This window comes from Bacillus sp. FSL R9-9492, assembly GCF_038007365.1.
In the GTDB taxonomy this organism is placed as follows: Bacteria; Bacillota; Bacilli; order Bacillales; family Bacillaceae_G; genus Bacillus_A; species Bacillus_A mycoides.
Genome location: NZ_JBBOXC010000001.1, coordinates 3,370,755 through 3,396,643, shown reverse-complemented (window position 1 = coordinate 3,396,643; position 25,889 = coordinate 3,370,755). Strand labels below are relative to the sequence as shown.

The window sequence follows — 25,889 nt, the reverse complement described above, 5'->3', positions numbered from 1 at the left end:
ACTTTGAGAGAAGGGATTGATCACTATGATCAATCCCTGTTTATATCTATACTAGAATAAGTGATTTTTATAGGATTGGAGAATAGATATTTTATTAAGTTAAGTATAATATGAGTCTTTTAATACGGTCCCCACTCAATATTCACGCCAACAATAAGAAAAATAAGTCCAATGATAAACCAAATGAATGCAAGTGGAGCCATGAAGCGAATCCATTTTCCATAAGAAATGCCGCTCGCTGCGAGAACGCCCATTAAAACACCGGAAGTTGGATTGAGGCAGTTCACTACACCTTCTCCAAGCATAACAGCCTGTACTGTAACTTGGCGTGTAATATGCATGAAATCGGCTAATGGAGCTAATATCGGAATGAAAATAACAGATTCTCCTGTCCCGGATGAAATGAGGAAATGTAATGCGGCACTACTTACATACATGCCGAGAACGCCAAATACAGGGCTATGTCCTTCGAGAGACTGTGCGAGTTGATTAACGATTGTATCAAGTAATTTGCCTTGTTCTAAAATGATTGAAATACAACGAGCCATTCCGACGATCAAAGCACCGTATATGAGATTTTGGCAGCCTGCTAGAAAAGTAGAAGCGATATCGTTTGCTTTCATACCACCCATTATTCCTGCTGTAATTGCTATGAAAATAAAAGTAGCGGTCATTTCTGCGTCTGTCCAATGTAGACGAAAAGCGCCTATTAAAAATACAATTAATGATAAAGCCGAAACGAGTAAAATTAATTTATGACGTATTGTCCAAGGAACTTCAGTTTTCTCAACTTCTTTCTCACTTGAAAGAGCATTACTTGGAAACCAGTTGTCACCGAGAATGCTTCTTTTATTCGATTTTTTCAAACGTTTTACGTACCAATTAATATATAAAATGGTGGCAATTAAAAAAGAGATATAAATTGCCGTACGTAAACCAATTCCTGAAAACATCGGGAGTTCTGCGATTTTTTGTGAAATGCCTAAAGGTGAGGGAGATAAAATAGTAGCATTAAAACCAGCATAAGTGCCTAAATAAATAATTGCTACGCCGACGATAGCGTCCCATTTTAATGTGCGTGCAACGATGATGCCGATGGGGATAAAGCCGATAACTGAGTTCACGATAATACCGGTCGTTCCGAGAATAGAAAAGAGTGCGGCGACAATACAAATGAAAAGTAATTGCTGATTCCGAAATTTGTTAATTACATGATAGATTAAACCGTCAAGAGCACCTGTTTTTTCAAGAATTGCAATGGCTCCACCTGTAAATAAAATTAAGAAGATGATAGGAGCAGCAAGTGTCATTCCTTTTTCAATAGCGGTAAAAAAAGAAACAAACCCTACCGGCGATTGTGGAACAGAATGATAACTTCCTGGTATTGTCGTTGTAACAGTACCGTTTGTAACTCTTTTAAATTCTCCAGCAGGAACGAAATATGTAGCTATTGCACAAAGTAAAGCAATAAAAAATAGTAGTACGTACGCGTCAGGCATTTTAAACTTTCGTTTACTAGGCTGTTTTTTTGCCTCGGTCTGTAATTGCATAAAACACCTCCTTTTTCACTTTATTAATTTTTAATATTCTGAAATTTATCCGTGAAATAGATTATAATAAAGGTGGCTTCTTAAGGCAATAGTTTTTCTGTCCTTTTCTTACACATACAAATTGTTGCAACATTAGACAGGGAAACGAAAAAAATCCAAGAATATGTAATATAAAAGGAAAAGAAAAGAGGGAAAGAGATGTGGAAAACTACGGATCTATGTGATGAATTTGAAAAGGAATTACAAATATGTCGCCAGTCTTTTCGGTCTTTCGGGAAGAAAGAACAATTCTATGGAAAAATCGCAACGGTAAAAGTGAAGGATGATAATGTACTAGTAAAAGAGGGGTTACAAACACTGCCAGAAGGAACAGTATTAGTTGTTGATAGCGGAGCTTCTATAAATTGCGCGTTACTCGGTGATAATTTAGCAGCTATTGCGGAAGAAAGAAATTTGGCAGGAATTATTGTAAATGGATATGTTCGTGATTCTAGTGAATTAAAAAATATTAATATTGGTATTTTAGCGTTAGGGACGATGCCAAATAGAAGTGTAAAAGAAGGAAAAGGAGAGCGAAATATTTCATTGCAATTTGGTGAAGTCGAATGGAAACCGAATGAATATGTTTATGTAGATGAAGATGGAATTATAGTTAGTGATAAAAGCTTACATAGTGAGGGATGACTTCTAATAATGGAAGGCTATTAAGCTATTATTCTTAGAAAATAAATCCGATAAAGCATGGACAAAATTCTTTGTCAATAGTAAAATAATACAGAATTTAAAAATTACAGAATGTATAGGTTTATCGATTTAAGATAAAGTGAAACTTTAATCAGTGGGGATTTTGTTCATCCCCACTGATTATTAGCCTTCACCAATCGGGCATTTACGGGCAGTTGATCCCCACCTAACTTCTTTGCTTTCGCTGAATTTGAGGTGGGGGTCTTACTGCTCGGCGAATAGCGGGATGACTTGAAAAGGGAGTAAATTTTGCCTAGAAAAGTGAATGTTATCACAATGGTGCGTTCATAAACGAAATTATTTTTCCTATACAAATATAGCCGCGAATAATGCGGGTAGGAGGTGTTGTACATTTTTGTTCGACACTTACAAAAAGAGAGTGTCAACCGCATACCCTTAAAGGGTCTTTTTTTGTGTGAATGTTAGTAAAGGGAGGGAATTTTGGGATGGCAATGTTAAAGAAATGGCTGCTTACATCATTAATGGCAGTGGCACTTGTATTTGTTTCTTTTGCGAATACAGTACATATTACGTTTGCTGAAGGAAAGACAGCGAAACTTGCAATTATTGGTGAATCACAAAAAGGAATTATGTTATGTCCAAAAGAAGTTTCCATTGAAGATGGAGAAACAGCTTTTAGTTTGCTACAAAAAGTTATGGGTGACAAAGTAACATCTGAAAGTATGTCATTTGGAACGTATATAAAGGGCATCGATGGATTAATGGCCGGAGCAACGAGCGGTTGGTTGTATGATGTAAATGATAAATCTGCAGAAGTTGGGGCGGATAGTTATAAATTAGAGTCTGGGGATGTTGTTGCATTTCGTTACGTTGCAGACTGGAGCAATATGAGTCAACAAACGTTGCAACAAACGTTAGATAAATTGGGTGCTTGTAAAACGGACGATCCTAACGGTGAAACAACACCAGGAGACAAAGACGGTAAACCAACAGGTGAAACAACACCAGGAGACAAAGACGGTAAACCAACAGGTGAAACAACACCAGGAGACAAAGACGGTAAACCGACAGGTGGAACAACATCAGGAGACAAAGATGGTAAACCGACAGGCGAAACAGCATCAGGAGACAAAGATGGTAAACCGGCAGGCGAAACAACATCAGGAACAACAAATGGTGAAACAACAGAGCAACCAAAGCAAGAAAAAGTTGAAATTCCAGCAGCACAATTAAACGAAGCGATTTCTAAAACGTCAGAAAAGATGTTACAAGATGGAATTGGTAGTGATTGGGTTGCGATTGGACTTGCTCGTTCAGGTGTAAATGTTCCGCTTGAAACGAAAATAAACTATGTTAAGCCAGTAGCTGAAAAGGTTAAGAAGCGTTTAAATCGTTTTTCAGCAACAGATTTAGCTAGAACGATTATTATGATGAATGCAATGAATGTTGATCCTACAAAGGTAGAGGGACAAAATTTAGTACAAAATTTATTTGAATCAGATAAAGTGAATTCTGTTACAGGATACGCATTTACATTACTTGCATTAGATACAAAGAAATATGAGATTCCGGCCGAAGCAAAATGGAATCGAGCTGCTTTAGTACAAGCACTTTTACAAGCGCAGCATACAGACGGTGGCTGGACATATGATAGTTCAAGTAGTAAAGAAAGTGCTAGTAACGTTGATGTAACAAGTATGGTATTAGCAGCATTAGCTCCTTATCAAGATCAAGCAGATGTAAAGCCAGCTATTCAAAAAGCTGTTGATTATTTATACAAGCAGCAGCTAGGTAATGGTGGTTTTACCGCTGATGGACAAGAGAATTCTAATAGTACTGCACAAGCAATTATTGGACTATCGCTAGTTAAAGATGTAGATCACGATCGTCTTAATAAAGCAGTACAAAATTTAATGTCATACCAGCTTCCAAATGGTGAGTTTAAATGGTTACCAAGTGATCAAAAAGGTAGCGGAATGGCTACAGAGCAAGCATTTTTAGCTTTACTTCAGTTTAAAGATCTTGGAAAATCGATTTATGATTGGTCAAATGTAGTAGAGAATGAAATTGATACGAAACCAATTGTAGAGCCAGAGACAACTGTAGAAGAAAAAGAAGTTGTAGAACAGCCGAAACAACAAGAAGAGTTACAAGAACAACCAAAAGATGAAAATCTAAAAGTTGTTGTAGATAACGAACGAGTTAATAAAGAAACAAACAAGAATAAGAATCAATTACCACAAACAGGAGCATCTTCTCATAGTGCAGCAACACAAGTAGGTATGGGTGTATTATGTATCGCTTCTGCATATGTATTATGGAGACGTAAAGCAGCTTAACAAAAATTAGGAGCAATCATTTGCTCCTAATTTTATTATAAAAGTGAGGGCTAATAATGAGTGGGGATGAACAAAATCTCCACTCATTAAAGTTTCACTTTAATATGAAAGGTGAGGGACAGCATGAGTAAGATGAAATGGTTCATTTCTTTAGTTCTTTCATTGGGATTATTAGCCGGATGTGAAGAAACGGCTGTAAAACCTGAGAAGAAGGCAGAACCGAAGCAAGAAGAGCAAAAAGAAGTAGCGAAACAGGAAGAACAAAAAGATGTACCGAAACCAGAAGAGAAGCAAGCTGAACCGGAACAGAAACAACAAGAAGAGCAGAAAGATAAACAAGAACAAAAAGTAGAAGAGAAACCGAAAGAAGAAAAAGCGCAGGAACAACCTGAAGTAAAGAAAGAAGAGAAACCAAAGGAACAGCCTGCTGCAAATAAACAACCAGAGCAACAAAAAGTACAAGAAGAGAAACCTCAGCAACAGAAAGCGCCAGAAGTAAAAGAAGAAGCAAAGGTTGTTAATCAGCCGAAAGAAACACCAAAGCAGGAGCAAAAGGAAGATCCGAATAAAGAGGAGAAAACGATACCGACTCCGGCAGTACCAACTCCTGAACCACAAAAACCAGATCCGGTACCAGTACCGAAACCGCAATCGAAACAAGTTACTATCTCCGTAAAAGGTCATGAAGGATACTTATTAGGTGCGAAGAAGGTTGATGTACAAGAAGGCGACACTGTTTATAGTGTGCTAACGGGCACAGGATTAGAGATTGATGCAATGGGATCTAAAGGTGATATTTATGTAAAAGGTATTAATGATTTATACGAGAAAGATATTACTGCTACTAGTGGATGGAAATATCGTGTGAACGGTGCTTTTCCAAACTATAGTGCTGGTGTAGTTAAAGTAAAACCAGGCGATACAATCGAGTGGGTGTTTGTATTAAAATAGGAAAGGATCTTCGGTAAAGGACTATGAAAATAAGCTTTTCTTCTTTACATCCTTTTGTTAATTTTTTCTATTATATTGGGGTGATGATACTATGTATGATGTGTCTTCATCCTCTTTTTTTAATTGGAGCGATTATACTAATTGTAATCTTAAATATAGTACAGGGAAATGGTGAGAAAATCAGAAAGATGTTACCTAGTACTATCGTATTCTTTTTGATGGTTATTTTATTTAACTCTTTATTAACGCATAGAGGAGCGACTACGTTATTTTATTTAGGAGATAGCCGGATTAAGCTTGAGGCCTGTATGTATGGACTTGTTATGGGTTTATTATTAGTTGCGATTATGTTTACGTTTGCTTCTTATAACGATATTATTTCGAGTCATAAATTTTTATATTTATTTTCAAGAATTTCACCGAAAGTAGCATTGTTAACGATGATTACAGTGAGGTTTGTTCCTTTGTTTATTAGGCGGTTAAAGAAAATTACACTCGTCCAAAAAACGAAAGGTGTGCAATTAGATTCAGGTTCACTCATTGAGCGTATAAAAAATGGAATGAAATTACTGCAAGTGTTATTAGTTTGTTCGTTAGAAGATGCACTACAAACAGCAGATTCTATGCAAGCTCGTGGGTTTGGTGTAACGAAACGTACGACTTATATTCGGTATAGAATGGAAAGACGCGATTGGTACACGCTAAGTTATTTAAGTATTCTATTTATAGCCTCATTCATATTTAGTTATTATGGCGGAGGGAAATTGATTATCTATCCGAAAGTGGAATCAATACTGTTCCAGCAATACGATGGAATTATGTTTATATTATTTATGATGTTTGTTAGTTTACCAATTATGATGGAAGGAAGGGAATGGATATGGTGGCGCATGCAGAAATGAAGAATTTATCATTTATATATACTGATGAAAATGAAGAAGCGTTACAGCATATTTCTCTTTCTGTTCAAAAAGGAGAATTTATAGTACTTGCTGGCGGTTCAGGTTCTGGGAAGACAACTTTATTAAAACATTTTAAAAAGGAGTTACTTCCAATTGGTACGCGTTCTGGACATACATATTATGATGGTGCTTTATTAGAAGATGTACCAGATTTATTATCTGCACAAGAAATTGGTATGGTATTTCAAAATCCAGAAAATCAGCTCGTAATGGATACAGTTATTCAAGAATTAGCATTCTCTTTAGAAAATATCGGATTACCATCACATATTATTCAAAAAAGAATAGCGGAGCTCATTAGCTTTTTAGGATTTCAAGATTTATTACATCAATCTGTTCATACTTTATCTGGTGGTCAAAAACAACTTGTAAATTTAGCTGCGGTGTTAGTCATGCAGCCGAAACTATTATTACTGGATGAACCGACAGCACAACTAGATCCGATTGCTGCGAAAGAGTTTTTAGGATTATTAAAACGTATTAATGAAGAACTTGGAATTACGATTATTTTAAGTGAACATCGTTTAGATGAAGTTATACCGCTCGCAACACGCGTTGTTTGTATGGATAATGGCAGAATCATTTATGATGGTACTTCTAAAAGTGTGATAGCGAACATGTGGGAAGTAGAAAAGTTTCGTCCATTCATTCCGCAAATTCCAAGATTGTTTTTAGAGTGGAATGTGAAAGAGATTCCATTTACAGTGCGAGAAGCACAAATGAAAATGAATGATTTTTCAGCGATATCATATAGGAATGGGCAAGTAGAACAATGTGAGAAGCGAGATGTAATTTTAAGTGCAGAACATATATCTTTTCAATATGAAAAAAATAGTCCACTTATTTTACGAGATTTAACAGTGAACATCGAAAAGGGAAAATGGACAGCTCTAGTTGGGAAAAACGGAACCGGGAAGTCTACACTGTTAACGATTTTAGCAGGATTGCAAAAAGCTAGAAGAGGTAAGGTAAAGTGGAATGGGGAAGTGGTACATAAAATTGATTCGAAAGAACGATTTAAAAGTATAGGGTACGTATCGCAACATCCGTACTATCATTTTACTTTTGATACAGTATGGGAAGAGGTTTATGAGCGTGCGCGTGAATTATATGGTGAAGAGGGAAAAACAATAGCAGAAGAAATGTTGAAAAAGTTCTGGTTAGATTCACTTAAAGAGCGCCATCCACATGATTGTAGCGGCGGAGAGCAACAATTACTCGCATTATGTACAACGTTATTATCAAAGCCAACTTTATTATTACTCGATGAGCCGACAAAGGGACTAGATCCATGGAAAAAGGAAAGAGTAGGAGAGCTATTTAAACAGTTGCAAAAAGAAGGTACAACAATTGTAATGGCAACGCATGATATTGAGTTTGCAGCGAAATACGTTGATCAGTGCATGATGTTATTTGACGGGAAAGTCATTATGAATGATGCACCGAAAGAGTTCTTTAGTGGTAACTTCTTTTATACAACATCTATTAATCGATTCATCCGTAGAGAGTTGCCATTTGCATTAACGTGGGAGGATGTGTACGAAGCGTGTCCAAACGATATGTTGCATTCATAATATTTATTTTTGCTGTTGTAATATGTACACTACTCTTTACGACTTTTATTATGGACGGGTATTACATGGTAAGTAGTTTGTTTTTATTAGCTGTCATTATGTTACCTTTCTATGTTCGTTTTGAAAGGAAGGCGTTTGTTTCACGTGAAATTGTTATCGTTGCTGTGTTAGCGGCGATTGCAGCGGTTAGCCGGGTACCATTTTCTATTTTACCAAGTGTACAACCGACTTCTTTTGTCATTATCGTTTCTGCAATTGTTTTTGGAAGTGAAACTGGCTTTATGATTGGGGCAACGGCGGCTATTGTATCTAATATTTTTTTAGGACAAGGTCCGTGGACGCCGTGGCAAATGTTCTCTTGGGGCATGATCGGGTTTATAGCTGGACTATTACGTAATACATTTTTAATGAAAAAACTGTGGGGAAGACTGTTGTACGGATTTGCCGTTGGATTTCTATTTGGCTGGATTATGAATTTTTGGGGTCTTCTTGGTTTTATACAGGAAGCAACGTGGGAAACAGTTATTGCTTACTATGTCGCAAGTTTTTCTTTCGATCTTAGTCATGCGATATCGAATGTTATTTTCCTTCTGCTATTTAGTACGTCATGGATTACGATCCTCACAAGATTTAAAAAGAAATACGGTATATTAGATGAGCATAACGTGACATAGAAAAGCATACTCATATAAGGTAGGGTCGCGACTTACATATTCGTTTGCCTCTTTCATGCTTCTTACATATTGTAAGAAGCATTTTTTATTGTCAAAAAATAGATTCAATATATATCCGTTATTATATGAAATTATTTGTATAATAGTAGGTGAGAATTATTTTCAAGAGGGAGGTGTATAGTTAATGAAGTTAGTTATTCCGAAGCAACATGGAGCATGGGCGATGCTTGTCATACCATTTCTATTAAGTGTATTACTTGGTAAACCTACTTTTTATCATATCCCACTGTTTTTAGCCTGGTTCTTTATCTATCTAGCCACTTATCCATTTCTCATGTACATAAGGCAAAGACGAAAAAAAGAATTTCTACACGCTGCAATTGTTTATTTTATCATTGCATTTATATTTGGGATGATTTCTTTATTATATGAATGGCGAATTCTTTTATTCGCAGTATTAATGATTCCATTGTTTATTGTAAATATGTATTACGCTCGTCAAAAAAATGAACGAGCATTACTAAATGATGTTTGTGCGATTATAGTGTTTTGTATAGGTGGTTTAATCAGTTATTATTTCTCCGTGAAATTCATAGATAAAACAGCATTATTCATTGCGCTTATTTCATTTCTATATTTTTTAGGAAGTACGTTTTATGTAAAAACGATGATTCGTGAAAAAAATAATCCGAAGTATCGTTTTATATCTTGGGGATACCATATTGTATTAACGGTAATTGTATTTGCTATAAATCCATGGTGTTCACTCATATTTGTACCAAGTGTAATTCGGGCCATTATGTTGTACGGCAAAAAGATTTCTATATTAAAAGTAGGGATTTTAGAAATTGTTAATTCTGTATATTTTTTAATAATAACGGTAATAATGATGAAGTATGCCATTTGAAACAAACTTCCCATCTTTTGATGGGAAGTTTTCATTCTTGTTCTAAAATGTGAACGGTGTAATCGCAACGTTGAAGAGCTTGCTCTACAGCGTAAAGGGATTGTTCAATACGTGCGCGATTAAAATCTTCTTCAACAGTCTGTAATGCATCTTCTAAACAATGTTTCGCTTCTTGTAAGGAATGAAAAGAATCTTGTACGTATCCACGAGCATTCTTTTTCAAAGTAGTAGCCTCCTTTTGTACATCTTTTTGTAGTATGAACAATAAAGAAGAAAATATAATTTTTTATATTTATTTGACAATTATAATAAAATTACGTATAGTTAAATTTAAAGTGAATATTTTCTTATCCAGAGAGGTGGAGGGACTGGCCCGATGAAACCCAGCAACCGCGATGCAGGTGCTAATTCCAGCAGAACATATTTGTTCTGGGAGATAAGACGAAGATATACGTAACTTCTTCTTATCGGAGAGGTTTTTTTGTTGCAAAAAAACCGATTACGAAAACATATAATAAGAAGAAAGGGGTTGCGAAGTACTGTGACACTCGAAAAATACGTAAAACTGCGTAGTACAGTTTATGAATATATGATAGAGCAAGATAAGCCAATATCATTGTTAGATATTCAAGAACATATCGTTTCGCATCATGAAGGAAAATTCACTAAAAAAATGTTACATCAATTTTATTTATCAAGACTATTAGATGAACTCAAACTGGATGGGAAAATTACTTTAGCTGATGATGAATATCGCTATGCTGAAAAAGGGGTATTTTATAAAGCGGGAAAAGGGAGCTGAGCTCTCTTTTTTTTGAAGTATGTAGAGTAAAAGACTGCTAAAGCAGCCTGATACAAGGGAATGGTGTTGAGTGTGTAGTGTCAAAGATTGAATGTGCCTGAAAGAGGCACTTCATATCGGCTGCAAATGAAAAGAGACACCTCCGCCGAATAGGTGTCAGTCGTTTTGTCACGTAGACTCGCTACTTGACAGTTATTAGAATAACATGCAGGATTTTGGAAGTCAAAAGGGAATTAGAGGAAGAGGTGTTGTGATGTATGCATACTTATTAAAAGATATAATGAAATGGATTCCAAAGTACATTATAGATAGAGGATATGAATATTATGAAGAGGGACATGTAGAAGATGTTGAAATACACGACAAGAAAGTATTTGCTTTCGTTACTGGAAATGCAGGGAATTATGAAGTGATTATTGATCTTGAAGATTTTGCAGAAAGTAGCTGCGAGTGTCCTTATGAAAATTATTGTAAACATATGGCGGCAGTTGTGTATGAAATTCAAGGTGCTGGTGAGAGTACAGTTAAAGAGCAATTGAAAGGTTTAGAAAAAGAAGAGTTACTAACAGTATTAAATCGTTTGTTACAAAGTTCGAAAAATGTGCAAATTGTAGAGAAGATGTTAAAGAAGGAGAAACTTTAACTAAAGAGGGAGTTGTTTTGTAGTGAACGTACTAATTATATATGCTCATCCTAATCCTTCAAGCTTTAATGGGGCAATTTTAGAGCATGTGCAAAAAGGACTTGAGGAAACAAATCATTCTGTTACGCTACTTGATTTATATAAAGAACAATTTGATCCAGTGCTTGTATTTAATGAAGAGAAGAAAAGACGTGATTTACTAAATGAAGAAGCGATATAGAGAATTAGTGGGGAAAGCGGATATTCTTCTTTTCATATATCCGATATGGTGGTGGGGCATGCCTGCTATTTTAAAAGGATTTATCGATCGTATTTTTGTAGCTGGATTTGCTTATAAATATGAGGGGTCATTACCGAAAGGCTTATTTAAAGGAAAGAAAGCATGGGTTATTAATACGTTAGACTCACCGTTATGGTACGTGGCCCTATTATATCGATCAGCGGATTGGATTATGATGAAAAGAGGGGTTTTACGTTTTTGTGGTATTCGCAATATAAAACGTTCTACTTTTCAATCTGTGAAAACGAGTAAACTAGAGAAGCGTGAAAAGTGGCTATTACAAATAGAAGAAGCGGCTCGTACATTATGAATGAAATCGATCGTATTATAAAGTGTTGCAATTATGATGACGAACTTTTGCGTACGTATATTAATTGTTTAGTCCAATTGAAGAAATACAGCGAAACGTTTCAACAAATTCAAATACAATTAAGAAATGATTATTTAATAAGAGGGATTTGTGAAAGAGAAGTTGATGAGGTAATAAAGGGAAGTAAAGAATATGAAACGTATGTGCTCCCTAAAGTATTGCAGTGGAATTTCCTTAAGAACAATCCTCATATGATTGAAAAAGTATGTGAAGATTTGTTTACATATGAAGCATTAAATCATGCAGAGGTAGAGTGGAGGAAGGTAATAAGCTGTATAGATAACGAATGATTTATTATATAAAAAAGCTAGTATAAAACTAGCTTTTCGTTTAAATAAATAAGAAACATAGACTAATGATAAATCCTGCATATAGTAAGTTAACAACACAAAATCCCATAATATCACGCGCGCTTAAACCAGCTATCGCTAATGCCGGTAATGCCCAGAAAGGTTGAATTAAATTTGTCCAAGCATCGCCCCATGCAATTGCCATCGCTGTTTTCGCGGCAGGTACACCAAGTTCAGCGCCAGCTGGAATCATAATTGGTGCTTGCACTGCCCATTGACCGCCTCCAGATGGAACGAAAATATTTACAATGCCAGCACTTAAAAATGTAAAGAGCGGGAATGTGGTTTCATTTGAAATACTAATAAAGAAAGTAGAAATAGCTCCTCCAAGCGAAAGACCTTCACTATTTACTCCAATCATCATCCCCATAATTCCAGCATAGAACGGAAACTGAAGTAAAATACCTGAAGCACTCTTAGTTGAGTCAGAGAAAGCGCGAATATATTGAATCGGAGTACGGTGGAAAATAAGACCGGCAATTAATAACATAAAAATAACGATATCAAGTGTAAGGTTAAAGCCTTTCGTACTAAAATAGTTAAAAATATAAATAAGACCTAATAATCCGATGCAAAGTGTAATAATCATACTATTTTCCATTTTTTCAGCGAACGTATTGTTCCCTACTTCTTGAGCGGCAGCTTCTTCATGGAATACGCTAGGATCTACAGTTATCGTATGTTTTTCATCTGGATGCATGGCCCGGTTAATGAGAGGCATCGTAACGAGAAAAATAATAACTGGCACGAGTGCGTATGGTGAGAATAACGTTTCTGTTATTGGAATCGCTTCTTTAATACTTCCAGCTGTCGTTTTAATTAACGTTTCGCCGCCAGTTGCTAACGTAAGAGGGATAGAAGCAGAAAGGCCTGCATGCCAAATGAGAAATCCAGAGTAGGAAGAAGCAATTGCTAACCTATAATCTAATCCTTCTAACTGTCTGGCCACTTCTTTTGCATATAAAACCGATACAACAATACCAAATCCCCAGTTTATGTATGCTCCTAGTAAACTTACGATTGAAATAGCAATAATACCTTGTCCATTTGTTTTCGGTAATTTCGCTGCTCTCGTTAATCCTTTTTTAATAAGAGGAGCGTTTGCTAATGCAGATCCTGTCACGAGTACAAGAGCCATTTGCATAGAAAAAGCGAGAAGTCCCCAAATTCCATTACCCCAGTGATTAATCATTTCTACAGGTGTTTGGCTCGTTGCAAACATACCGAAGAAGATAACGAAAACAGTTAATAAACATGATAAAATAAACGGTTCTGGTAAGAAACGCTGCACAAGGGCAACACATCCATTTGTAAATGAACGAAACAAAATAGCTCAACCTCCTTATGTATATTTATTACAATTATTCGAGGTTGTTTGAGTAATATCCTTTAATATATGGAAAATTCAGATATTAAAGATGGTTGTAATTTATTGATAGATTGATATTATTAATAAATGGATAGGCTTATACTAAGTTGGATAGATTAAAAAAGTGCACCTCCGATTGTTAGACTGTGTCTAATAAACGGAGGTGCACTTTTTTATTTACCTTATTGAACTAAAGCATCTGTTAGCTGAATAGCAAATGATTAAAATCCACTATTTCTCCCAAAGCTCAATCAATCGCCCTTCAGGATCTTTAATCCAAATAAACTTTCCAAATTCACTAATCTCTTCTTTCTTTTCAAGAGGTACGCCAATTTGTTCAAGATGCTGAATAGTCTCGTTTAGATTATGTACTTGGAAATTTAACATCACTTGTTGTTCTGTAGGAAAATAACTATCATTCTCGGCAAAGAAAGAAAAGATAGTCTCAGTTCCTAATTCGGGTTTAATCACAGTCCCGTTCCAATTTTCTATTTCAATCTTCAACACTTCACTGTACCATTTTTTTATAACATCAAGATTTTTAGTTCTCCAAAATATTCCTCCGAAACCTTTTATCATTGTATTTAACTCCTATCTATCTTTAAATTTTTAATGACATAAGTTCAACCTTCAATAAAACGCAGTGCACAACGGGAATGGTGATCGGTTAGATCTTTTGCAAATTGTTGATTCGGAAATCCTCTGTGAAGCAATCTCAACCCGCCTGAAGTTAAGGATATATGATGATGGAATCGATAGAATAACATCCTGTTGGGGTCGAGAGTATCATTCTTTAAATATCGATAATAATCCCCAAATCGAAACTGCAAAAAACTGTGCTCATGCTCAATATCAAAGAACTCGGCGCCTTCGATATCAATCAAATAAGGTTCTAGTTTGTCATTAATTAATACATGATCAGGGCCGAGTTCCCCATGTATAAATCCATAACGACTTCTTGGTTCAATTTTTGATTCAAGCTCGTACAATGTATCGAGTAGATTGCTATGACTAGCCCTGATGCTGTCAATATGTTGGCATGCGTAATCTAAATCTCTTTTTGCATTCTTTATTTGCAAGTGATGACATTTTTCCGTGTTGATCCCACTTTGATTCGCTTTCCCATGAGTAAGTCTCTCGTTGGCATGCATGTCTGCCAGCATATCTCCTATCCGCTGAAACACTTTATCTTTAACATATGAATCGGAATGTTGAAAATAAACTTCTGCCTTTTGTCCATTTACATATTCAACGAGAGCATAATCATAAGGATAACGGTTTCTTTCCTTATTCAGATCATATAGAAGGGGAGTTTGAATTCCTTGTTGGATTAAATACTTGTTATTTAATTCAAATAAATCACTACTATAGGAGTGCTCATGTATATCTCGGTTTGCTATTTCTTCTTGAAAATAATTCATGGTAAGATCCCAAACATACAGAACGCAGGAAAATCCATTGCTGCAGTCAATCTTATAGACTACCTTTTGTGCACCGCCATGCATTTTCGTTACACTAGAAACCAAATAACTGGTACCAAAGACTTTTTGCATATACTCCTGTAAATCAGATTGATCAAGGTGACAAGTGATTCTCAATGAATAACACCCCTTTTCTTAGGTTTTGCTGTCAATCAAACTATATAAACAATCTAACCAAAAGTATAGATTGTTTATTTATAATTTGTTATGATGTTAAATTGGGTCTGGAAAAATAGTCATATAAAAACCCGTTGGAGCTCCAATGGTTTTTTTGATGAAATCATTCTTACTTCTCAAATACCTCGCCACACAAAAACTAAAAATGTATTACAATGAATGAATCTATACGATTTTCAATCCTTCTTCTTTTCACTAACTTTACCATTATTTTTAATTGAGTATTACTGCCCCGTCAGTTTAAGTAAAAAACCTTCACAATCTCAATGATATATTCAAACTCGAATAATCTAATTTCCTGAAAACGTTCCTCAATAATCTGGCCCTTTAGTGGAGTAACTTTATTGCTACTCAGCAGTTTCTTAATCCGCCTTTCAGTTCAGATCTTCTTTTCACAAACATCTCTTTAGATAAACAGATCCAAAGGGACGTCTGTTTTATAAACACCGTGACTTTATTTAAAAGCGATATTAAACATATTCTTCAAATCCTGGAAGCATATGTTTGCCGCAAATAAAAAGAACCATAAGCTTACCAAACGGCAAAATTATAATTTTGATTGCTGTCGTCATTTTTTATTCATATATTGGAAATGAATTTCATAATGCGGAAAAATAGGGGGATTTATATGTCAAAGTGGCAATCTAAAGAACAATTGGTTCAATTATTAAGCAATCTTGTTGAAATTCCTAGTATTACAGGTTCAGAAGCTGAAGTTATATTGCCAGACTTTGTTGTAGAACAACTATCTGATTTACAGTATTTCAAACAAAATCCGCATCATTTACAAAAAAATCCGACGGGAGATGGAAGACATTTTGTTACAGCTCTAGTAAAGAAAAGCGATAGTACGAAAAATACCGTAATTCTTGTTAGTCACTTTGATGTTGTAGATGTACAAGATTACGGAGTGTGGAAAGAAGATGCATTTAACCCTAAAAAGTTAACATCTATGTTTTATTCTCATAAAGATGAGCTACCAGATCATGTACGTGAAGATATTGAACAAGGAGATTGGCTATTTGGTAGAGGAACGATGGACATGAAATGTGGTCTAGCTTTACAAATGGCGATGGTTGAGCAAGCTTGTGAAGGAAGATTTGATGGGAATGTTCTTTTATTGGCCGTTCCAGATGAAGAAGTGAACTCTGTAGGGATGAGAGCTGCTGTTCCAAGATTATTAGACTTAGCAAAAGAACATGACTTAGAGTATAAAACGGTCCTAAATTCAGAGCCTATGTTTTCAAGACATCCTGGTGACCAAAATAAGTACATTTATACTGGTTCTATTGGTAAAGTGTTACCTGGTTTCCTTTGCTATGGAAAAGAGACACATGTAGGCGAACCTTTTGCAGGATTAAATGGGAGCTATATGGCTGCATTATTAACAGCTGAATTAGAGTTGAATACGGACCTTTGTGATATTGTAGAAGGGGAAGCGAGTCCACCACCAACTAACTTGCTTCAAAGAGATTTAAAGGAGGATTATTCTGTACAAATTCCTCATCGTGCTGTCACATTATTTAATTTGTTTTTACTAGAAAAAACGATGACAGATGTAGTTTCATTGTTACGCCAAAAAGTAACGAAAGTAGCAGAGAAAATCGAAGAATCATATGAGGAGCGAGCGTATCATTTTTCTAAGTATAATCCGTTCATACCGCCGAATCTTAAAGTAAATGTATTAACGTATGAAGAGCTTATCGCTTATGCAATTGAACAACATGGAAGAGAAAAAATAGATGAAATTCAATCCGATATTATAAAAAATAGAGAAGATAAAGATGATCGTGCAGTAACTATTGATTTAGTAGACAAATTATCTATCTTATGTAAAGAAAAGGCTCCAATGATTGTACTTTTCTTTGCGCCGCCATACTATCCAGCTGTGAGTTCACGCAACAATCCTTTAATTAAAGAGGTAGTTGTAGAAATGGAAAAGTATGCCCACTATAATCATAGCATTACATTTGAAAACCAAAATTATTTTGGAGGAATTTCAGATTTAAGCTATGTGGGCTTACAAAACCCATTAGATTCAATGAGTTCTCTTGTAGACAATATGCCATTATGGGATAAAGGTTATTCGATTCCACTAGAGGAATTAGAAGAGTTTGACGTTCCAGTATTAAATATGGGACCGGTAGGAAAAGATGCACATCAATGGACGGAGCGTCTGGACGTAAATTACGCATTTGAAACGTTATTAGATATGTTACCTATATGTATTGAAAAACTACTTGTTTCTAATAAAGTTACACAGTCATAGTGTTTGCATAAGAGCGAGAAAAGGACCGTAGTGATACGGTCTTTTTTTCGTAATGAATAGTTTGAAACCTTAGATTTATGAAATTGTGATGTAAGAATTCTCCTTAAAATAGATTCGCAATAAACTATTTAGAGAGAGTAGATATGGCTTGTACACTTTTTGTAACGGTATTTGCTGAGTTTTTGTATAATATAATTATGTGAAGTTAACATAACTTATTGTATCAATAATATATATTTGCGTAGAATATCCATTTTAAGGTTTTGAGGTCCCCCCTAAATGAAAAATTTATTTCTCTAAAGTTAGTTACTTAGTGAAGTTTGCTCATTTTTTCGTATTAGGGAAGAAGGTACTCCTTAACTTGATGGGTATGGGGTAGTACCCCTTGTAGCAAAACCGGAGTGGAAATGATGAGTATAAATAGTTTTGTGAGATTGATAAAGGACGAATTATTAAAAGAGGTAAGCATAAGAAGTGAGGATGAATTCGAGCCTATAGTAGTTAAAGATATTCCTAGACTTTGGAAGTGTTTAGGGACAGGTAATTATGCCGCAGTATTTATGCACAAAGAATACAAAGATTGGGTAGTGAAAGTTTACGCGCGAGAAGGAGAAGGAATTGAAAAAGAGTCAGAAGTATACCGAAGAATCGGAAATCATCCTTCTTATTCGAATCTTATATATAAAGGAGAAAATTTCATAGTATTGAAACGTTTAAAAGAAATTACCTTATACGATGCTATCCATAAGGGGATTAAAATTCCTAAGCAGGTAATCCTTGATATCAATGAAGCTATAGAGTATGCAAGGGAGCAAGGATTAACTCCTTGTGATGTTCACGGAAAAAATGTGATGATGGAAAATGGAAGGGGATATGTAGTCGATGTATCTGATTTCTTAAAAACAAAAGAAGATAGTAAGTGGAGAGACTTAGAAAAGGCATATTTCACCTTTTACTTGCCTTTCATTTATAAATTGCCTTTCCCTGTTAAAATACCGTATTTCATGTTAAACATTGTTCGACGTTCATATAGAAAATATAAGAAGCTTAAAAAGAAATTCAAATTGTAAAAGGACCACATACTTATCTTTAGGTTAGATAAGTGAACCACTAGTAAACAAAAGGACCGTACATTTTAGATATGTGGTCTTATCCCTGTCAAGTAGACAGTATTAAAAAGACTAAGCAGCCATCGAGATTCGATATTCTATCGGAGCTCGATGGTTGAGTCGTTTTTGGAACCGTTTATAGTTATAAAAGTAAATATATTCTTCAATTGCTTGTATTAAATCTTCTTCTGTTTTAAAATGATTCAAATACAACATCTCCGATTTAAAATGGGAGAAAAATGACTCGATACAGGCATTATCATGGCAGTTTCCTTTGCGAGAGTGGCTGCCAATGATACCTAAATCTAAAAGTCGTTTGTTGTAGGCATGAGATGTGTACTGGAATCCCTGATCTGAATGGAGAATGGTTCCACGCACATCTCTTTTTTGTGCCAACATTTCAATTGTATCTAATACAAGTTCATTATCATTGCGCTTGGATATTTTCCAAGAAACAACTTCGTTATTATAAATATCTTGGACAACAGAAAGATACCGAAATCCCTCTTGGAATCGTAGGTACGTAATATCTGTAACAAGTGCTTCATTTTGTTGACGATCTTTAAATTCACGGTTTAAAACATTCGGAAAAACATTGGAATAGTTCCCTTTAAAGAAGCGACGCTTCTTTCGAATAATAGATTGAATGTTGAGCTCGCTCATTAAGCGATATACTTTTTTATGATTTATAAAATATCCTTCTTCCTGTAAAGCGATTTTCATACGTGGATAACCATATTCCTTGTGCTTTACATGAATAGATTGTATTACTTTTTTTAATCGTTTTTCGGATGCTAGTCGCATGTTTTTCATGCCTTTTGTATGAATCCACTTATAGTAACTTGAACGATGTACACCAGCAAATTTCGTAAGCCACCTAACTGGATATTTCCCCTTTAATGATTCAATGATATGATATCTCTCTTTATATTTTAGTACGCCTCCATTTACAGATTTGGATATTGCTTTTTTAAATATTCAACCTGAGCCTTATAGTAGTCGCGTTCCTCTTCAACGGTATTGAAATGAACACGTTTGCCTTTTAGAGGATTTGGTATCCCTTTCATTCCACTGTTTTTTCCACGTGTATCTGTAATTTCACCACATTCTTTATATTTTTTCACCCAATTTTTAAGTTGAGTAGAACTTCTAAGCTGATATTTTTCCTTTATCGTATTGTAACTTCCTTCTCCGTTTAAATAACTTTGAACAGCTGATAACTTTAATTCTTCTGAATATATATTAAAAGTTAAGCCTTTTTTAGTCATGAAAAATCCCCTCCAAGTAATAGTGTAACATCCATGTATGTACATGGTCTTTTTACACTGTCTACCTAAAGGGGATAATATCATATGTCTAATATGTACGGTCCTAATTTTATAACTTCATGAAGTAATTTATTTATAAAATGATTGTAACAATAGAATATACCCATTTCAGTACATTTCATTTTAAACATAGTGATGTACTATAGTTCTAAACAAATCACAATAATGGATTAGAAGGGGAATAAACTATGTACACAGACGCAATTGAGTATTAAAATTTCAATCTAATTTACCTTTGCATAGATGCAGGTATCAGTTAGTTCTTTACCGTCAGCTGAAAGATCTTCATTACGTAATATCCCTTCAAGCTCAAAACCTAGTTTTTCAGGGATCGTACGACTTTTAGTGTTAGTAGATTCACAGCGTATTTCAATCCTTCTAAATTTGAGTAACTGAAATCCAAGGTTTGTTAACTCACTTACTACCTCTGTCATATATCCATTGCCACTAAATTGCGTATTAATCCAGTATCCAATTTCACATTTAGAAATTTTCCAATTAATTCCGTGAAGGCTAGCAGTTCCAATAAAATCATTAGTATCCTTATGATAGATAAGATAGCGAAAGCTTTCTCTTTTCAAAAAATCTATATGGGCATTTCTCAGGAGAATTTCCGTTTCTTCAACAGTAGGAATTGACTGAAATAAAAGCAACCATTGTTTTAACTCATTAATTGAATCCTTAATAGCTTGGTGTACGACATTCCCGTCACCAGCTTGAAGTGGTGCTCGAAGAATTAGTCTGTCTGTTTCTATTTGTAACGGAACATCTAATAAAATAGAATTCATATCATTTCTCCTCTCGAAAACTTTAAATTATGACAGAATGAAACTTATATAATAAAAAAACTTTCACCCCAAGGAAATAATTCTTGAGGACGAGAGTTGCAATTTCGTGGTACCACCTCAGTTGGTTGATATGTCACCATATCAATCTCTTCGGGTACGTTATTATGATAAATAAATTAAAAAACACCCTATCTCACTAACAGGAGATCCCGTCACAGCAGCACTATAAATTATTATAGAACCGTGCGAAGCTCCTATTCTTTCTTCATTAAGAACTTGATATTTAGCAATACAGTAAAGTTTATCTCCCATAAAGGGGCCTCCCAAAAATTAGTAAACAATAAATATATATTCAATTAATCACTTAGAAATCCCTTTTCACATATTGAGAACCAAACTGCCAGTTGGTACAAAAAATGGTTACCGAAGCAGCCTTAGGTTATTCAACTAATGATTGTAGAAGGAATGAGTGTCGCATTTATTAATCCCGATTTATTTGATTTAAAAATTTACTTCTATGCAGATGGTGAAACAGAATTAATGAGAAGGTCTAGCCGCGATATTGCTGAAAGGAGAGCCGATATCAATTATTTAAGGCGGTCTCATGCAGAACGTCGGATTCAGTACGAAGTGTTTATGCATCCATACAGTCAATGTTTTGATATTATTATCAAAAATTCCGATGAAGCAATATGTCTAGAAAAAAATACATTTGAGTTTTATAGAGTTTAAATGCAAATACTCTATTTGTTATGTTTATTATGAGGGTTCATTTTCATTATTTGGCTCCCAAATGAAGCAACTTTAGTATTCACTCAAAAATCCATTGTCTATGAAACAACTAAATTTTTAAACGGCTTTAATAGACAACTGCCATTTACATAGACAGATGTCTATTGTATTTTTGGCGGCAAGATTAAATAGCTTTTTTGTTACTTTACAATAAAGTATACTTAATATCAGTAATTCATATAATTAGGAGTGATTTCTATATTTAGGGAAAATGCAAAAAGGTTATTTCTGTCATTAGTAACAAATCCAATACTAATAATTGTATACGGCATTTTTTGTTATGAGTTAGCCTTATACTGTAAGTACGGAAGGATGAATTATAATATTTATATTTTGTTATTATGTATAGTACTTTTTATATCTATGACTACATTTACTACAATGCGGGTGATAAAAAATAGAGAATATGAATCTAAAAAATTAACTAATTCAATAGCATGGAGATCCATTTCTATTATCATTATTGTTGCAATTACATCATTTTATGGGATGCAGATTTATAAAAGTGCAATAAATTACAATGGCAAATTGGCATGGTTTATAGAAAGGTTAAAACATGAAAGGTCAGTTAAACTTAAACATAATAATATATATAAATCTGGAGTAGCAGGTATTTTTGAAGATATAAATAAAAAACATTCTTTGCCAAAGAAATTGTATATGGCAACTGATTTTGATCTTACATTTCATTCAGATGGAACAATCACAGCGTTTGATACATTTGTTTATGGGAAAAATGTTGATGGGAAAGAAGAAACTTATTTAATCTCTTATAATAAGAAGAAATCAGAAGATATTACTATAATACGAGACGGGTATGCAAAGCCTGATTATGATGATGATAAATTAGTAGAACCTTTAATTAAAACGGTTAAGGCGATTCCAGTTAAGCAGACGGTTAGAAAGTGGAATGAAAGTAAGTATGGGTTGATTTATTATGGAAAAAGAAATTGGGGATCCAATACAGAGGGAATTATTAATATTACTGAGGATGGTAAGGGGCAGAGTCTTAAAGAAGCAGCTTCTGAAATCATTGGATATACTGTATCTATATTTGTCCCTGGAAAAGAGAAAGAGCTAGTACCTGCTAGATATAACTTAATATGTGACGCAAGTTGGAGTAAATCAAAGACGCCTCCAAATGAAGATAGGCTTAAAGAGAAGAAACAACAAGATTTAAAGAATGAAAAAGAACAGTTTTTCCTATCAAAAGAAGTTGGTTATAAACTAAATATGACAGATAAAGCATTAGGGAGCGCCTTTTATTCATTAAGCAAGACTAGTGATGAAGGGGAAACATGGGAGGTTATCAATCCAGACCCATTTAATAGGGGGATTGGTAGTGTATCAGGAATCACTTTTATAAATGATAAACTTGGGTTTTTAGGAGCAGTTAGACCTTCTGGTAATGAGGGAGAGTTATACCGCACAGATGATGGGGGGGTATCTTTCAAAAAGGTAGAATATCCGCCGCATGAAGTCAAATTAGATCATACACAGTCCACAATAAGTCCTTTTGATTCTCCTAGTATGCCATATGAGAAAGATGGGGTTTTTAATATGTTAGTGGGACAAGGGGCAGATGGAGACTACAATGGCGATAGTAGTGCACTTTATCAATCAAAAGATAACGGAGAGACATGGGAATTTGTAGAAGAAGTGAAAAAGAAGCCCGTAAATCTTTAGATGATCTTAAGGCTTGGATACAATAATCTGACCTATTAAAATCTCAAAAGGATTTTTTTGATACGTTACCTGAAAAAGAAGCAAGTATCTCTAAACTAGAGGAAAGTAAAAAATAAAGAAAAGAGGTTGCCCAAAAGTAACTATTCAGCGACTTTTGGGACAACCTCTTCTTTTTGTTGTATATTTTTAAGAAAATTTAGAATAAAATAAAAATATAACCATCTACCTATTATTCACTAATGAAAAGAAAAGGGGGTAGCGAAATGCAACTGAAGTATGGGAAGCACATTAATATATTATCTATTGTTCTAACTTTGTTCTCTTTTTCCGTAATTGTAAGTTTCTCTACCTGGTTGAGTGGATATTCAATTCCCAACCTTTCTACAATGCTTAAGGTAACAATGTGGAGTGCATTTATTCTTGGAATTATAGGGTTTAGACAAGAGAAAAGCGCACTAGCGATTATAATTATGGGAATATGTGCCTTTGCTCTAGTCGTTCTATATACTTATGCGGTTATAAGTTTTCTTGAGCATTAAACACAAAAAAAAGAAACGAACATTTTTGTTCGTTTCTTTTTTTGGGGGATGATTATTATAAAATAGCCTCTTCTAATGATTGAGTGCTGAATCCAAGAATTGATTTTTGAGTGTTATTCTCATGATCTTTTACAATGATATATGGAACGCCCTGTACGTTAAAGAATTCAAACTCTTCTTTTCCTTCTGGGGTATTAGAGGGGTACCACCCACATTTTTTACTGAAAAAGAAATTGTATTTATAAAGCGAAAAAAACGCTATTCTTTTTGTAACAATATACAGAAACGCCATCCTTTCCTATGATTCTACAGAAAGAATAGCGTATTTTTTCATTTTAGGGGGCATTTCTTTTTATTAGTTTGATAGCGAGGTGACGATACCCCTTTATTGTTTTTCAGACTTCGCTTGTTCTAAAATGTATGCTTCTTCTTGTTCCGGTGTCGCTAATTCGTATGCTTTACCAGTGCTGCTATTGTCCCATTCCCATAATAAATTATGCTCCTCAACCGATTGAGAGAAATCGCCTTCATACCAACGAACCAAAATCTTAAGGTACTGTTCTTTATGTTGTAAGGTTCCACTATTACTTTCATCAATCGCTTGACGTACTTTTTCGATGTTTTCTGGAGTCATTTTGATAAATCCTTGCTTTTCGTGGGATAATACTTTTTGATGAGTCATTTTGTGCATTGCATTGATTATATGACGATCAGAGTTGAGGTCAAGTATTACCTCTTCCCCTTTAATTCTCTCAGTCTGCTTTTCCTTAACGTCTGAACCTGCATACGTACCGACTTTGTAGCCAGTAAAAATACCAACTGCTATAGCAATAACTAAGGTTGATGTGATTTTAATCCACTTTTTCAAACCTCTTACCCCCCTTTTATTGAAGTGTACCATAAAAGAAGAACTGTATGCCCATATCTATCTGTGAGGTCTACATAACGTATCATTATCAATAGTCAACGATGTATAAAATTTTCGTTATGGGGGTAGTTAAAAATATTAGCTTGATAGCGATGTGGCGGTACCCCTTAATGGGCATCTTTTCATATTCAGTAATAAATTTCATAGTATACTAATATTTAGGTATTTATATTGGGAGGATTAAAATGATGAAGAAATCAGTATTAGCAGTTGGTTTATCGGTTGCAATGTTAGCGGCTTGCGGCGAAAAAGAAGTGGTTCAAAAAGAGAAGCCAAAAGCACAACAAACAACTGCGAAAACAGAACAACCAAAAGATTAGCAAACACGAATGATGAAAAGTTTTGAACGTAGAACCAAAGAAATTAAAGAATATTTCGGCGGTACTGTTACAGCGGGTGAATTAAAAAAAGAAAATAACTTGTATGTCTTATATGTTTTCGTTGACAAAACAGCATTGTCAAATGCAGACGAAGGCCTACGGGAAAATTTCGGCTACAGAACGAGAACAAAGTTAAAAGACGCCGTTGCGCAGAGTGGCTTGCAAGAATACGGCAAAACAACCATAAGATACTTCACATCAGACAATAAAACAGAAATTGAATTTGAATAAGTATTCCTGCGGGAGTGCTTTTTTATTTTATTTGCAGGAAATTATCACCATTTGTCGAATTATATAAGCTGAAGGGTGATAAAAATGAGACATAGAAATCTTTTTATGCTGGCAATGAATACGTAAAAACAAAAACATTCACTTATAACGGTTAATAGGAGGAATTATCATGAAAAAATTAGCTACAATTACATTAACAGTAGCTTTAGCTTTAGGCGGTTTGACGGTTATGAACATTAACACACCTGAAGCACAAGCAAGTGAAGATTGTCATTACATCTGTGGTCCTAGCGAAACGGTGAATGGTGTTACAGTTCAAGTTCACGCTACGGAATACACTTTTGGTGGAAACGTAATTGCAAGAATTACAAATAACCGAGCTGAGGACATTCATTATAATGTCAGAATCGAAAAGAAATATGGAGACAACTGGGGAGAATATGATACTTTCTTCCATTGGCAAAATCAATGGGTTCCAGCTGGAGCAAATGATGAAATTTCAACTTTCACAGGATATGGAGAAAACATTTACGACAATGGAACATACCGTTATAAAGTTGAAATTGTAAGTGCTGACGGTTCTGTAGATACAATTTACACTGCAGCAATGACGGTAACAGGGCGATAGCTCATGATTGAGCTTCATTATTTATGATTGTATTTTCAATAATATCATTGATAATTGCGTTGATATTATTATTAAAA

At 34.8% G+C, this 25,889-nt stretch carries 24 protein-coding genes, 3 pseudogenes and 1 riboswitch; of the genes and pseudogenes, 18 read left to right on the top strand and 9 right to left on the bottom strand.

What is annotated here, in order from left to right; all coding sequences use genetic code 11:
- Nucleotides 1-119: 119 nt before the first annotated feature.
- The gene (locus MKY70_RS17255; protein ID WP_341025350.1) at nucleotides 120-1,550 is read right to left on the bottom strand and encodes a YfcC family protein; all 1,431 of its coding nucleotides are present in this window, start codon (nucleotides 1,548-1,550) and stop codon (nucleotides 120-122) included.
- A gap of 198 nt (nucleotides 1,551-1,748) precedes the next feature.
- Between MKY70_RS17255 and rraA the strand changes: the two genes are divergently transcribed.
- The 7 genes from rraA to MKY70_RS17220 all read left to right on the top strand — a co-directional run bounded on the left by rraA (nucleotide 1,749) and on the right by MKY70_RS17220 (nucleotide 9,662).
- Nucleotides 1,749-2,234, top strand: coding sequence for a ribonuclease E activity regulator RraA (gene rraA / locus MKY70_RS17250; protein ID WP_341074539.1), 486 nt, complete (start codon nucleotides 1,749-1,751; stop codon nucleotides 2,232-2,234).
- A 506-nt stretch (nucleotides 2,235-2,740) separates the two neighbouring features.
- Nucleotides 2,741-4,594 (top strand): DUF4430 domain-containing protein, encoded by a 1,854-nt coding sequence (locus MKY70_RS17245; protein ID WP_341025349.1) that lies wholly within the window; start codon nucleotides 2,741-2,743, stop codon nucleotides 4,592-4,594.
- 123 nt (nucleotides 4,595-4,717) lie between these two features.
- Nucleotides 4,718-5,545, top strand: coding sequence for a DUF4430 domain-containing protein (locus MKY70_RS17240; RefSeq protein WP_088031818.1), 828 nt, complete (start codon nucleotides 4,718-4,720; stop codon nucleotides 5,543-5,545).
- A 23-nt stretch (nucleotides 5,546-5,568) separates the two neighbouring features.
- Entirely contained in the window at nucleotides 5,569-6,447 is an 879-nt protein-coding gene (locus tag MKY70_RS17235) for an energy-coupling factor transporter transmembrane component T (protein ID WP_033715026.1), read from the top strand.
- Entirely contained in the window at nucleotides 6,420-8,081 is a 1,662-nt protein-coding gene (locus tag MKY70_RS17230; protein WP_140152335.1) for an ABC transporter ATP-binding protein, read from the top strand. The genes MKY70_RS17235 and MKY70_RS17230 overlap by 28 nt, the downstream gene beginning before the upstream one ends.
- Nucleotides 8,054-8,755, top strand: coding sequence for an ECF transporter S component (locus MKY70_RS17225; RefSeq protein WP_088031816.1), 702 nt, complete (start codon nucleotides 8,054-8,056; stop codon nucleotides 8,753-8,755). The genes MKY70_RS17230 and MKY70_RS17225 overlap by 28 nt, the downstream gene beginning before the upstream one ends.
- A gap of 184 nt (nucleotides 8,756-8,939) precedes the next feature.
- Entirely contained in the window at nucleotides 8,940-9,662 is a 723-nt protein-coding gene (locus tag MKY70_RS17220; RefSeq protein WP_002013933.1) for a YwiC-like family protein, read from the top strand.
- 31 nt (nucleotides 9,663-9,693) lie between these two features.
- Here MKY70_RS17220 and MKY70_RS17215 read toward each other — a convergent pair whose 3' ends face one another.
- Nucleotides 9,694-9,885 (bottom strand): hypothetical protein, encoded by a 192-nt coding sequence (locus MKY70_RS17215; RefSeq protein ID WP_002084448.1) that lies wholly within the window; start codon nucleotides 9,883-9,885, stop codon nucleotides 9,694-9,696.
- A 121-nt stretch (nucleotides 9,886-10,006) separates the two neighbouring features.
- Nucleotides 10,007-10,105: riboswitch (SAM riboswitch) on the top strand.
- Nucleotides 10,106-10,143: 38 nt separating this feature from the next.
- Between MKY70_RS17215 and MKY70_RS17210 the strand changes: the two genes are divergently transcribed.
- The 4 genes and pseudogenes from MKY70_RS17210 (at nucleotide 10,144) to MKY70_RS17195 (ending at nucleotide 12,047) form a co-directional block, all read left to right on the top strand.
- Complete coding sequence (locus tag MKY70_RS17210) at nucleotides 10,144-10,464, top strand: hypothetical protein (protein WP_002110869.1); 321 nt, start codon at nucleotides 10,144-10,146, stop codon at nucleotides 10,462-10,464.
- Nucleotides 10,465-10,669: 205 nt separating this feature from the next.
- On the top strand, nucleotides 10,670-11,107 hold the full coding sequence (locus MKY70_RS17205) for an SWIM zinc finger family protein (RefSeq protein ID WP_002066108.1): 438 nt from the start codon (nucleotides 10,670-10,672) through the stop codon (nucleotides 11,105-11,107).
- Nucleotides 11,108-11,129: 22 nt separating this feature from the next.
- Nucleotides 11,130-11,697: pseudogene (locus tag MKY70_RS17200) on the top strand (NAD(P)H-dependent oxidoreductase).
- Nucleotides 11,694-12,047 carry a group-specific protein gene (locus MKY70_RS17195; protein WP_341025346.1) on the top strand — a complete coding sequence of 118 codons (354 nt, stop codon included), beginning with the start codon at nucleotides 11,694-11,696 and terminating at the stop codon, nucleotides 12,045-12,047. The pseudogene MKY70_RS17200 and the gene MKY70_RS17195 overlap by 4 nt, the downstream one beginning before the upstream one ends.
- 40 nt (nucleotides 12,048-12,087) lie before the next feature.
- Here MKY70_RS17195 and MKY70_RS17190 read toward each other — a convergent pair whose 3' ends face one another.
- The 3 genes from MKY70_RS17190 to MKY70_RS17180 form a co-directional block, all read right to left on the bottom strand.
- Nucleotides 12,088-13,434 carry a short-chain fatty acid transporter gene (locus MKY70_RS17190; protein WP_002128252.1) on the bottom strand — a complete coding sequence of 449 codons (1,347 nt, stop codon included), beginning with the start codon at nucleotides 13,432-13,434 and terminating at the stop codon, nucleotides 12,088-12,090.
- Between the two features lie 273 nt (nucleotides 13,435-13,707).
- A complete protein-coding gene (locus MKY70_RS17185) occupies nucleotides 13,708-14,055 on the bottom strand; it encodes a VOC family protein (RefSeq protein ID WP_002033235.1) in 348 nt (115 codons plus the stop codon).
- Between the two features lie 44 nt (nucleotides 14,056-14,099).
- Entirely contained in the window at nucleotides 14,100-15,029 is a 930-nt protein-coding gene (locus tag MKY70_RS17180; protein WP_088031858.1) for a phosphotransferase, read from the bottom strand.
- A 733-nt stretch (nucleotides 15,030-15,762) separates the two neighbouring features.
- Between MKY70_RS17180 and MKY70_RS17175 the strand changes: the two genes are divergently transcribed.
- On the top strand, nucleotides 15,763-17,403 hold the full coding sequence (locus MKY70_RS17175) for a M20 family metallopeptidase (protein WP_341025343.1): 1,641 nt from the start codon (nucleotides 15,763-15,765) through the stop codon (nucleotides 17,401-17,403).
- 401 nt (nucleotides 17,404-17,804) lie between these two features.
- Nucleotides 17,805-18,473, top strand: coding sequence for a hypothetical protein (locus MKY70_RS17170; protein ID WP_003190427.1), 669 nt, complete (start codon nucleotides 17,805-17,807; stop codon nucleotides 18,471-18,473).
- 111 nt (nucleotides 18,474-18,584) lie between these two features.
- Here MKY70_RS17170 and MKY70_RS17165 read toward each other — a convergent pair.
- The 3 genes from MKY70_RS17165 to MKY70_RS17155 form a co-directional block, all read right to left on the bottom strand.
- Nucleotides 18,585-19,780 (bottom strand): IS3 family transposase gene (locus MKY70_RS17165; RefSeq protein ID WP_154214651.1). Its coding sequence is split into 2 segments (ribosomal slippage): nucleotides 18,585-19,474 and nucleotides 19,474-19,780, totalling 1,197 coding nucleotides; the frame shifts between segments, so codons are not numbered across the junction.
- Between the two features lie 284 nt (nucleotides 19,781-20,064).
- Nucleotides 20,065-20,628 carry a GNAT family N-acetyltransferase gene (locus MKY70_RS17160; protein ID WP_002142483.1) on the bottom strand — a complete coding sequence of 188 codons (564 nt, stop codon included), beginning with the start codon at nucleotides 20,626-20,628 and terminating at the stop codon, nucleotides 20,065-20,067.
- A gap of 162 nt (nucleotides 20,629-20,790) precedes the next feature.
- The gene (locus MKY70_RS17155) at nucleotides 20,791-20,940 is read right to left on the bottom strand and encodes a hypothetical protein (protein ID WP_176280917.1); all 150 of its coding nucleotides are present in this window, start codon (nucleotides 20,938-20,940) and stop codon (nucleotides 20,791-20,793) included.
- A gap of 132 nt (nucleotides 20,941-21,072) precedes the next feature.
- Between MKY70_RS17155 and MKY70_RS17150 the strand changes: the two are divergent.
- The 3 genes and pseudogenes from MKY70_RS17150 to MKY70_RS17140 all read left to right on the top strand — a co-directional run.
- Nucleotides 21,073-21,360 (top strand): annotated as a pseudogene (locus tag MKY70_RS17150) (uridine kinase); the annotation flags it as partial.
- 249 nt (nucleotides 21,361-21,609) lie between these two features.
- A complete protein-coding gene (locus MKY70_RS17145; protein ID WP_341025341.1) occupies nucleotides 21,610-23,106 on the top strand; it encodes a WD40/YVTN/BNR-like repeat-containing protein in 1,497 nt (498 codons plus the stop codon).
- A 263-nt stretch (nucleotides 23,107-23,369) separates the two neighbouring features.
- Nucleotides 23,370-23,645, top strand: coding sequence for a hypothetical protein (locus MKY70_RS17140; protein ID WP_002084476.1), 276 nt, complete (start codon nucleotides 23,370-23,372; stop codon nucleotides 23,643-23,645).
- 385 nt (nucleotides 23,646-24,030) lie between these two features.
- On the opposite strand, the gene MKY70_RS17135 is transcribed toward MKY70_RS17140, so the two are convergent.
- On the bottom strand, nucleotides 24,031-24,513 hold the full coding sequence (locus MKY70_RS17135) for a PRK06770 family protein (protein WP_002128240.1): 483 nt from the start codon (nucleotides 24,511-24,513) through the stop codon (nucleotides 24,031-24,033).
- Nucleotides 24,514-24,758: 245 nt separating this feature from the next.
- Here MKY70_RS17135 and MKY70_RS17130 point away from each other — a divergent pair.
- A pseudogene (locus tag MKY70_RS17130) lies at nucleotides 24,759-25,184 on the top strand (hypothetical protein).
- Between the two features lie 169 nt (nucleotides 25,185-25,353).
- Nucleotides 25,354-25,812 (top strand): hypothetical protein, encoded by a 459-nt coding sequence (locus MKY70_RS17125; protein ID WP_341025339.1) that lies wholly within the window; start codon nucleotides 25,354-25,356, stop codon nucleotides 25,810-25,812.
- The last annotated feature ends 77 nt before the right edge of the window (nucleotides 25,813-25,889 follow it).

Coding starts and splice junctions, on each gene's coding strand:
- MKY70_RS17180 (WP_088031858.1), bottom strand. CDS start 15,029: ATGCAAAAAGTCTTTGGTACCAGTTATTTGGTTTCTAGTGTAACGAAA.
- MKY70_RS17185 (WP_002033235.1), bottom strand. CDS start 14,055: ATGATAAAAGGTTTCGGAGGAATATTTTGGAGAACTAAAAATCTTGAT.
- MKY70_RS17155 (WP_176280917.1), bottom strand. CDS start 20,940: ATGGGAGATAAACTTTACTGTATTGCTAAATATCAAGTTCTTAATGAA.
- MKY70_RS17245 (WP_341025349.1), top strand. CDS start 2,741: ATGGCAATGTTAAAGAAATGGCTGCTTACATCATTAATGGCAGTGGCA.
- MKY70_RS17255 (WP_341025350.1), bottom strand. CDS start 1,550: ATGCAATTACAGACCGAGGCAAAAAAACAGCCTAGTAAACGAAAGTTT.
- MKY70_RS17160 (WP_002142483.1), bottom strand. CDS start 20,628: ATGAATTCTATTTTATTAGATGTTCCGTTACAAATAGAAACAGACAGA.
- MKY70_RS17230 (WP_140152335.1), top strand. CDS start 6,420: ATGGATATGGTGGCGCATGCAGAAATGAAGAATTTATCATTTATATAT.
- MKY70_RS17240 (WP_088031818.1), top strand. CDS start 4,718: ATGAGTAAGATGAAATGGTTCATTTCTTTAGTTCTTTCATTGGGATTA.
- MKY70_RS17235 (WP_033715026.1), top strand. CDS start 5,569: ATGAAAATAAGCTTTTCTTCTTTACATCCTTTTGTTAATTTTTTCTAT.
- MKY70_RS17195 (WP_341025346.1), top strand. CDS start 11,694: ATGAATGAAATCGATCGTATTATAAAGTGTTGCAATTATGATGACGAA.
- rraA (WP_341074539.1), top strand. CDS start 1,749: ATGTGGAAAACTACGGATCTATGTGATGAATTTGAAAAGGAATTACAA.
- MKY70_RS17140 (WP_002084476.1), top strand. CDS start 23,370: ATGCAACTGAAGTATGGGAAGCACATTAATATATTATCTATTGTTCTA.
- MKY70_RS17220 (WP_002013933.1), top strand. CDS start 8,940: ATGAAGTTAGTTATTCCGAAGCAACATGGAGCATGGGCGATGCTTGTC.
- MKY70_RS17125 (WP_341025339.1), top strand. CDS start 25,354: ATGAAAAAATTAGCTACAATTACATTAACAGTAGCTTTAGCTTTAGGC.
- MKY70_RS17175 (WP_341025343.1), top strand. CDS start 15,763: ATGTCAAAGTGGCAATCTAAAGAACAATTGGTTCAATTATTAAGCAAT.
- MKY70_RS17205 (WP_002066108.1), top strand. CDS start 10,670: ATGCAGGATTTTGGAAGTCAAAAGGGAATTAGAGGAAGAGGTGTTGTG.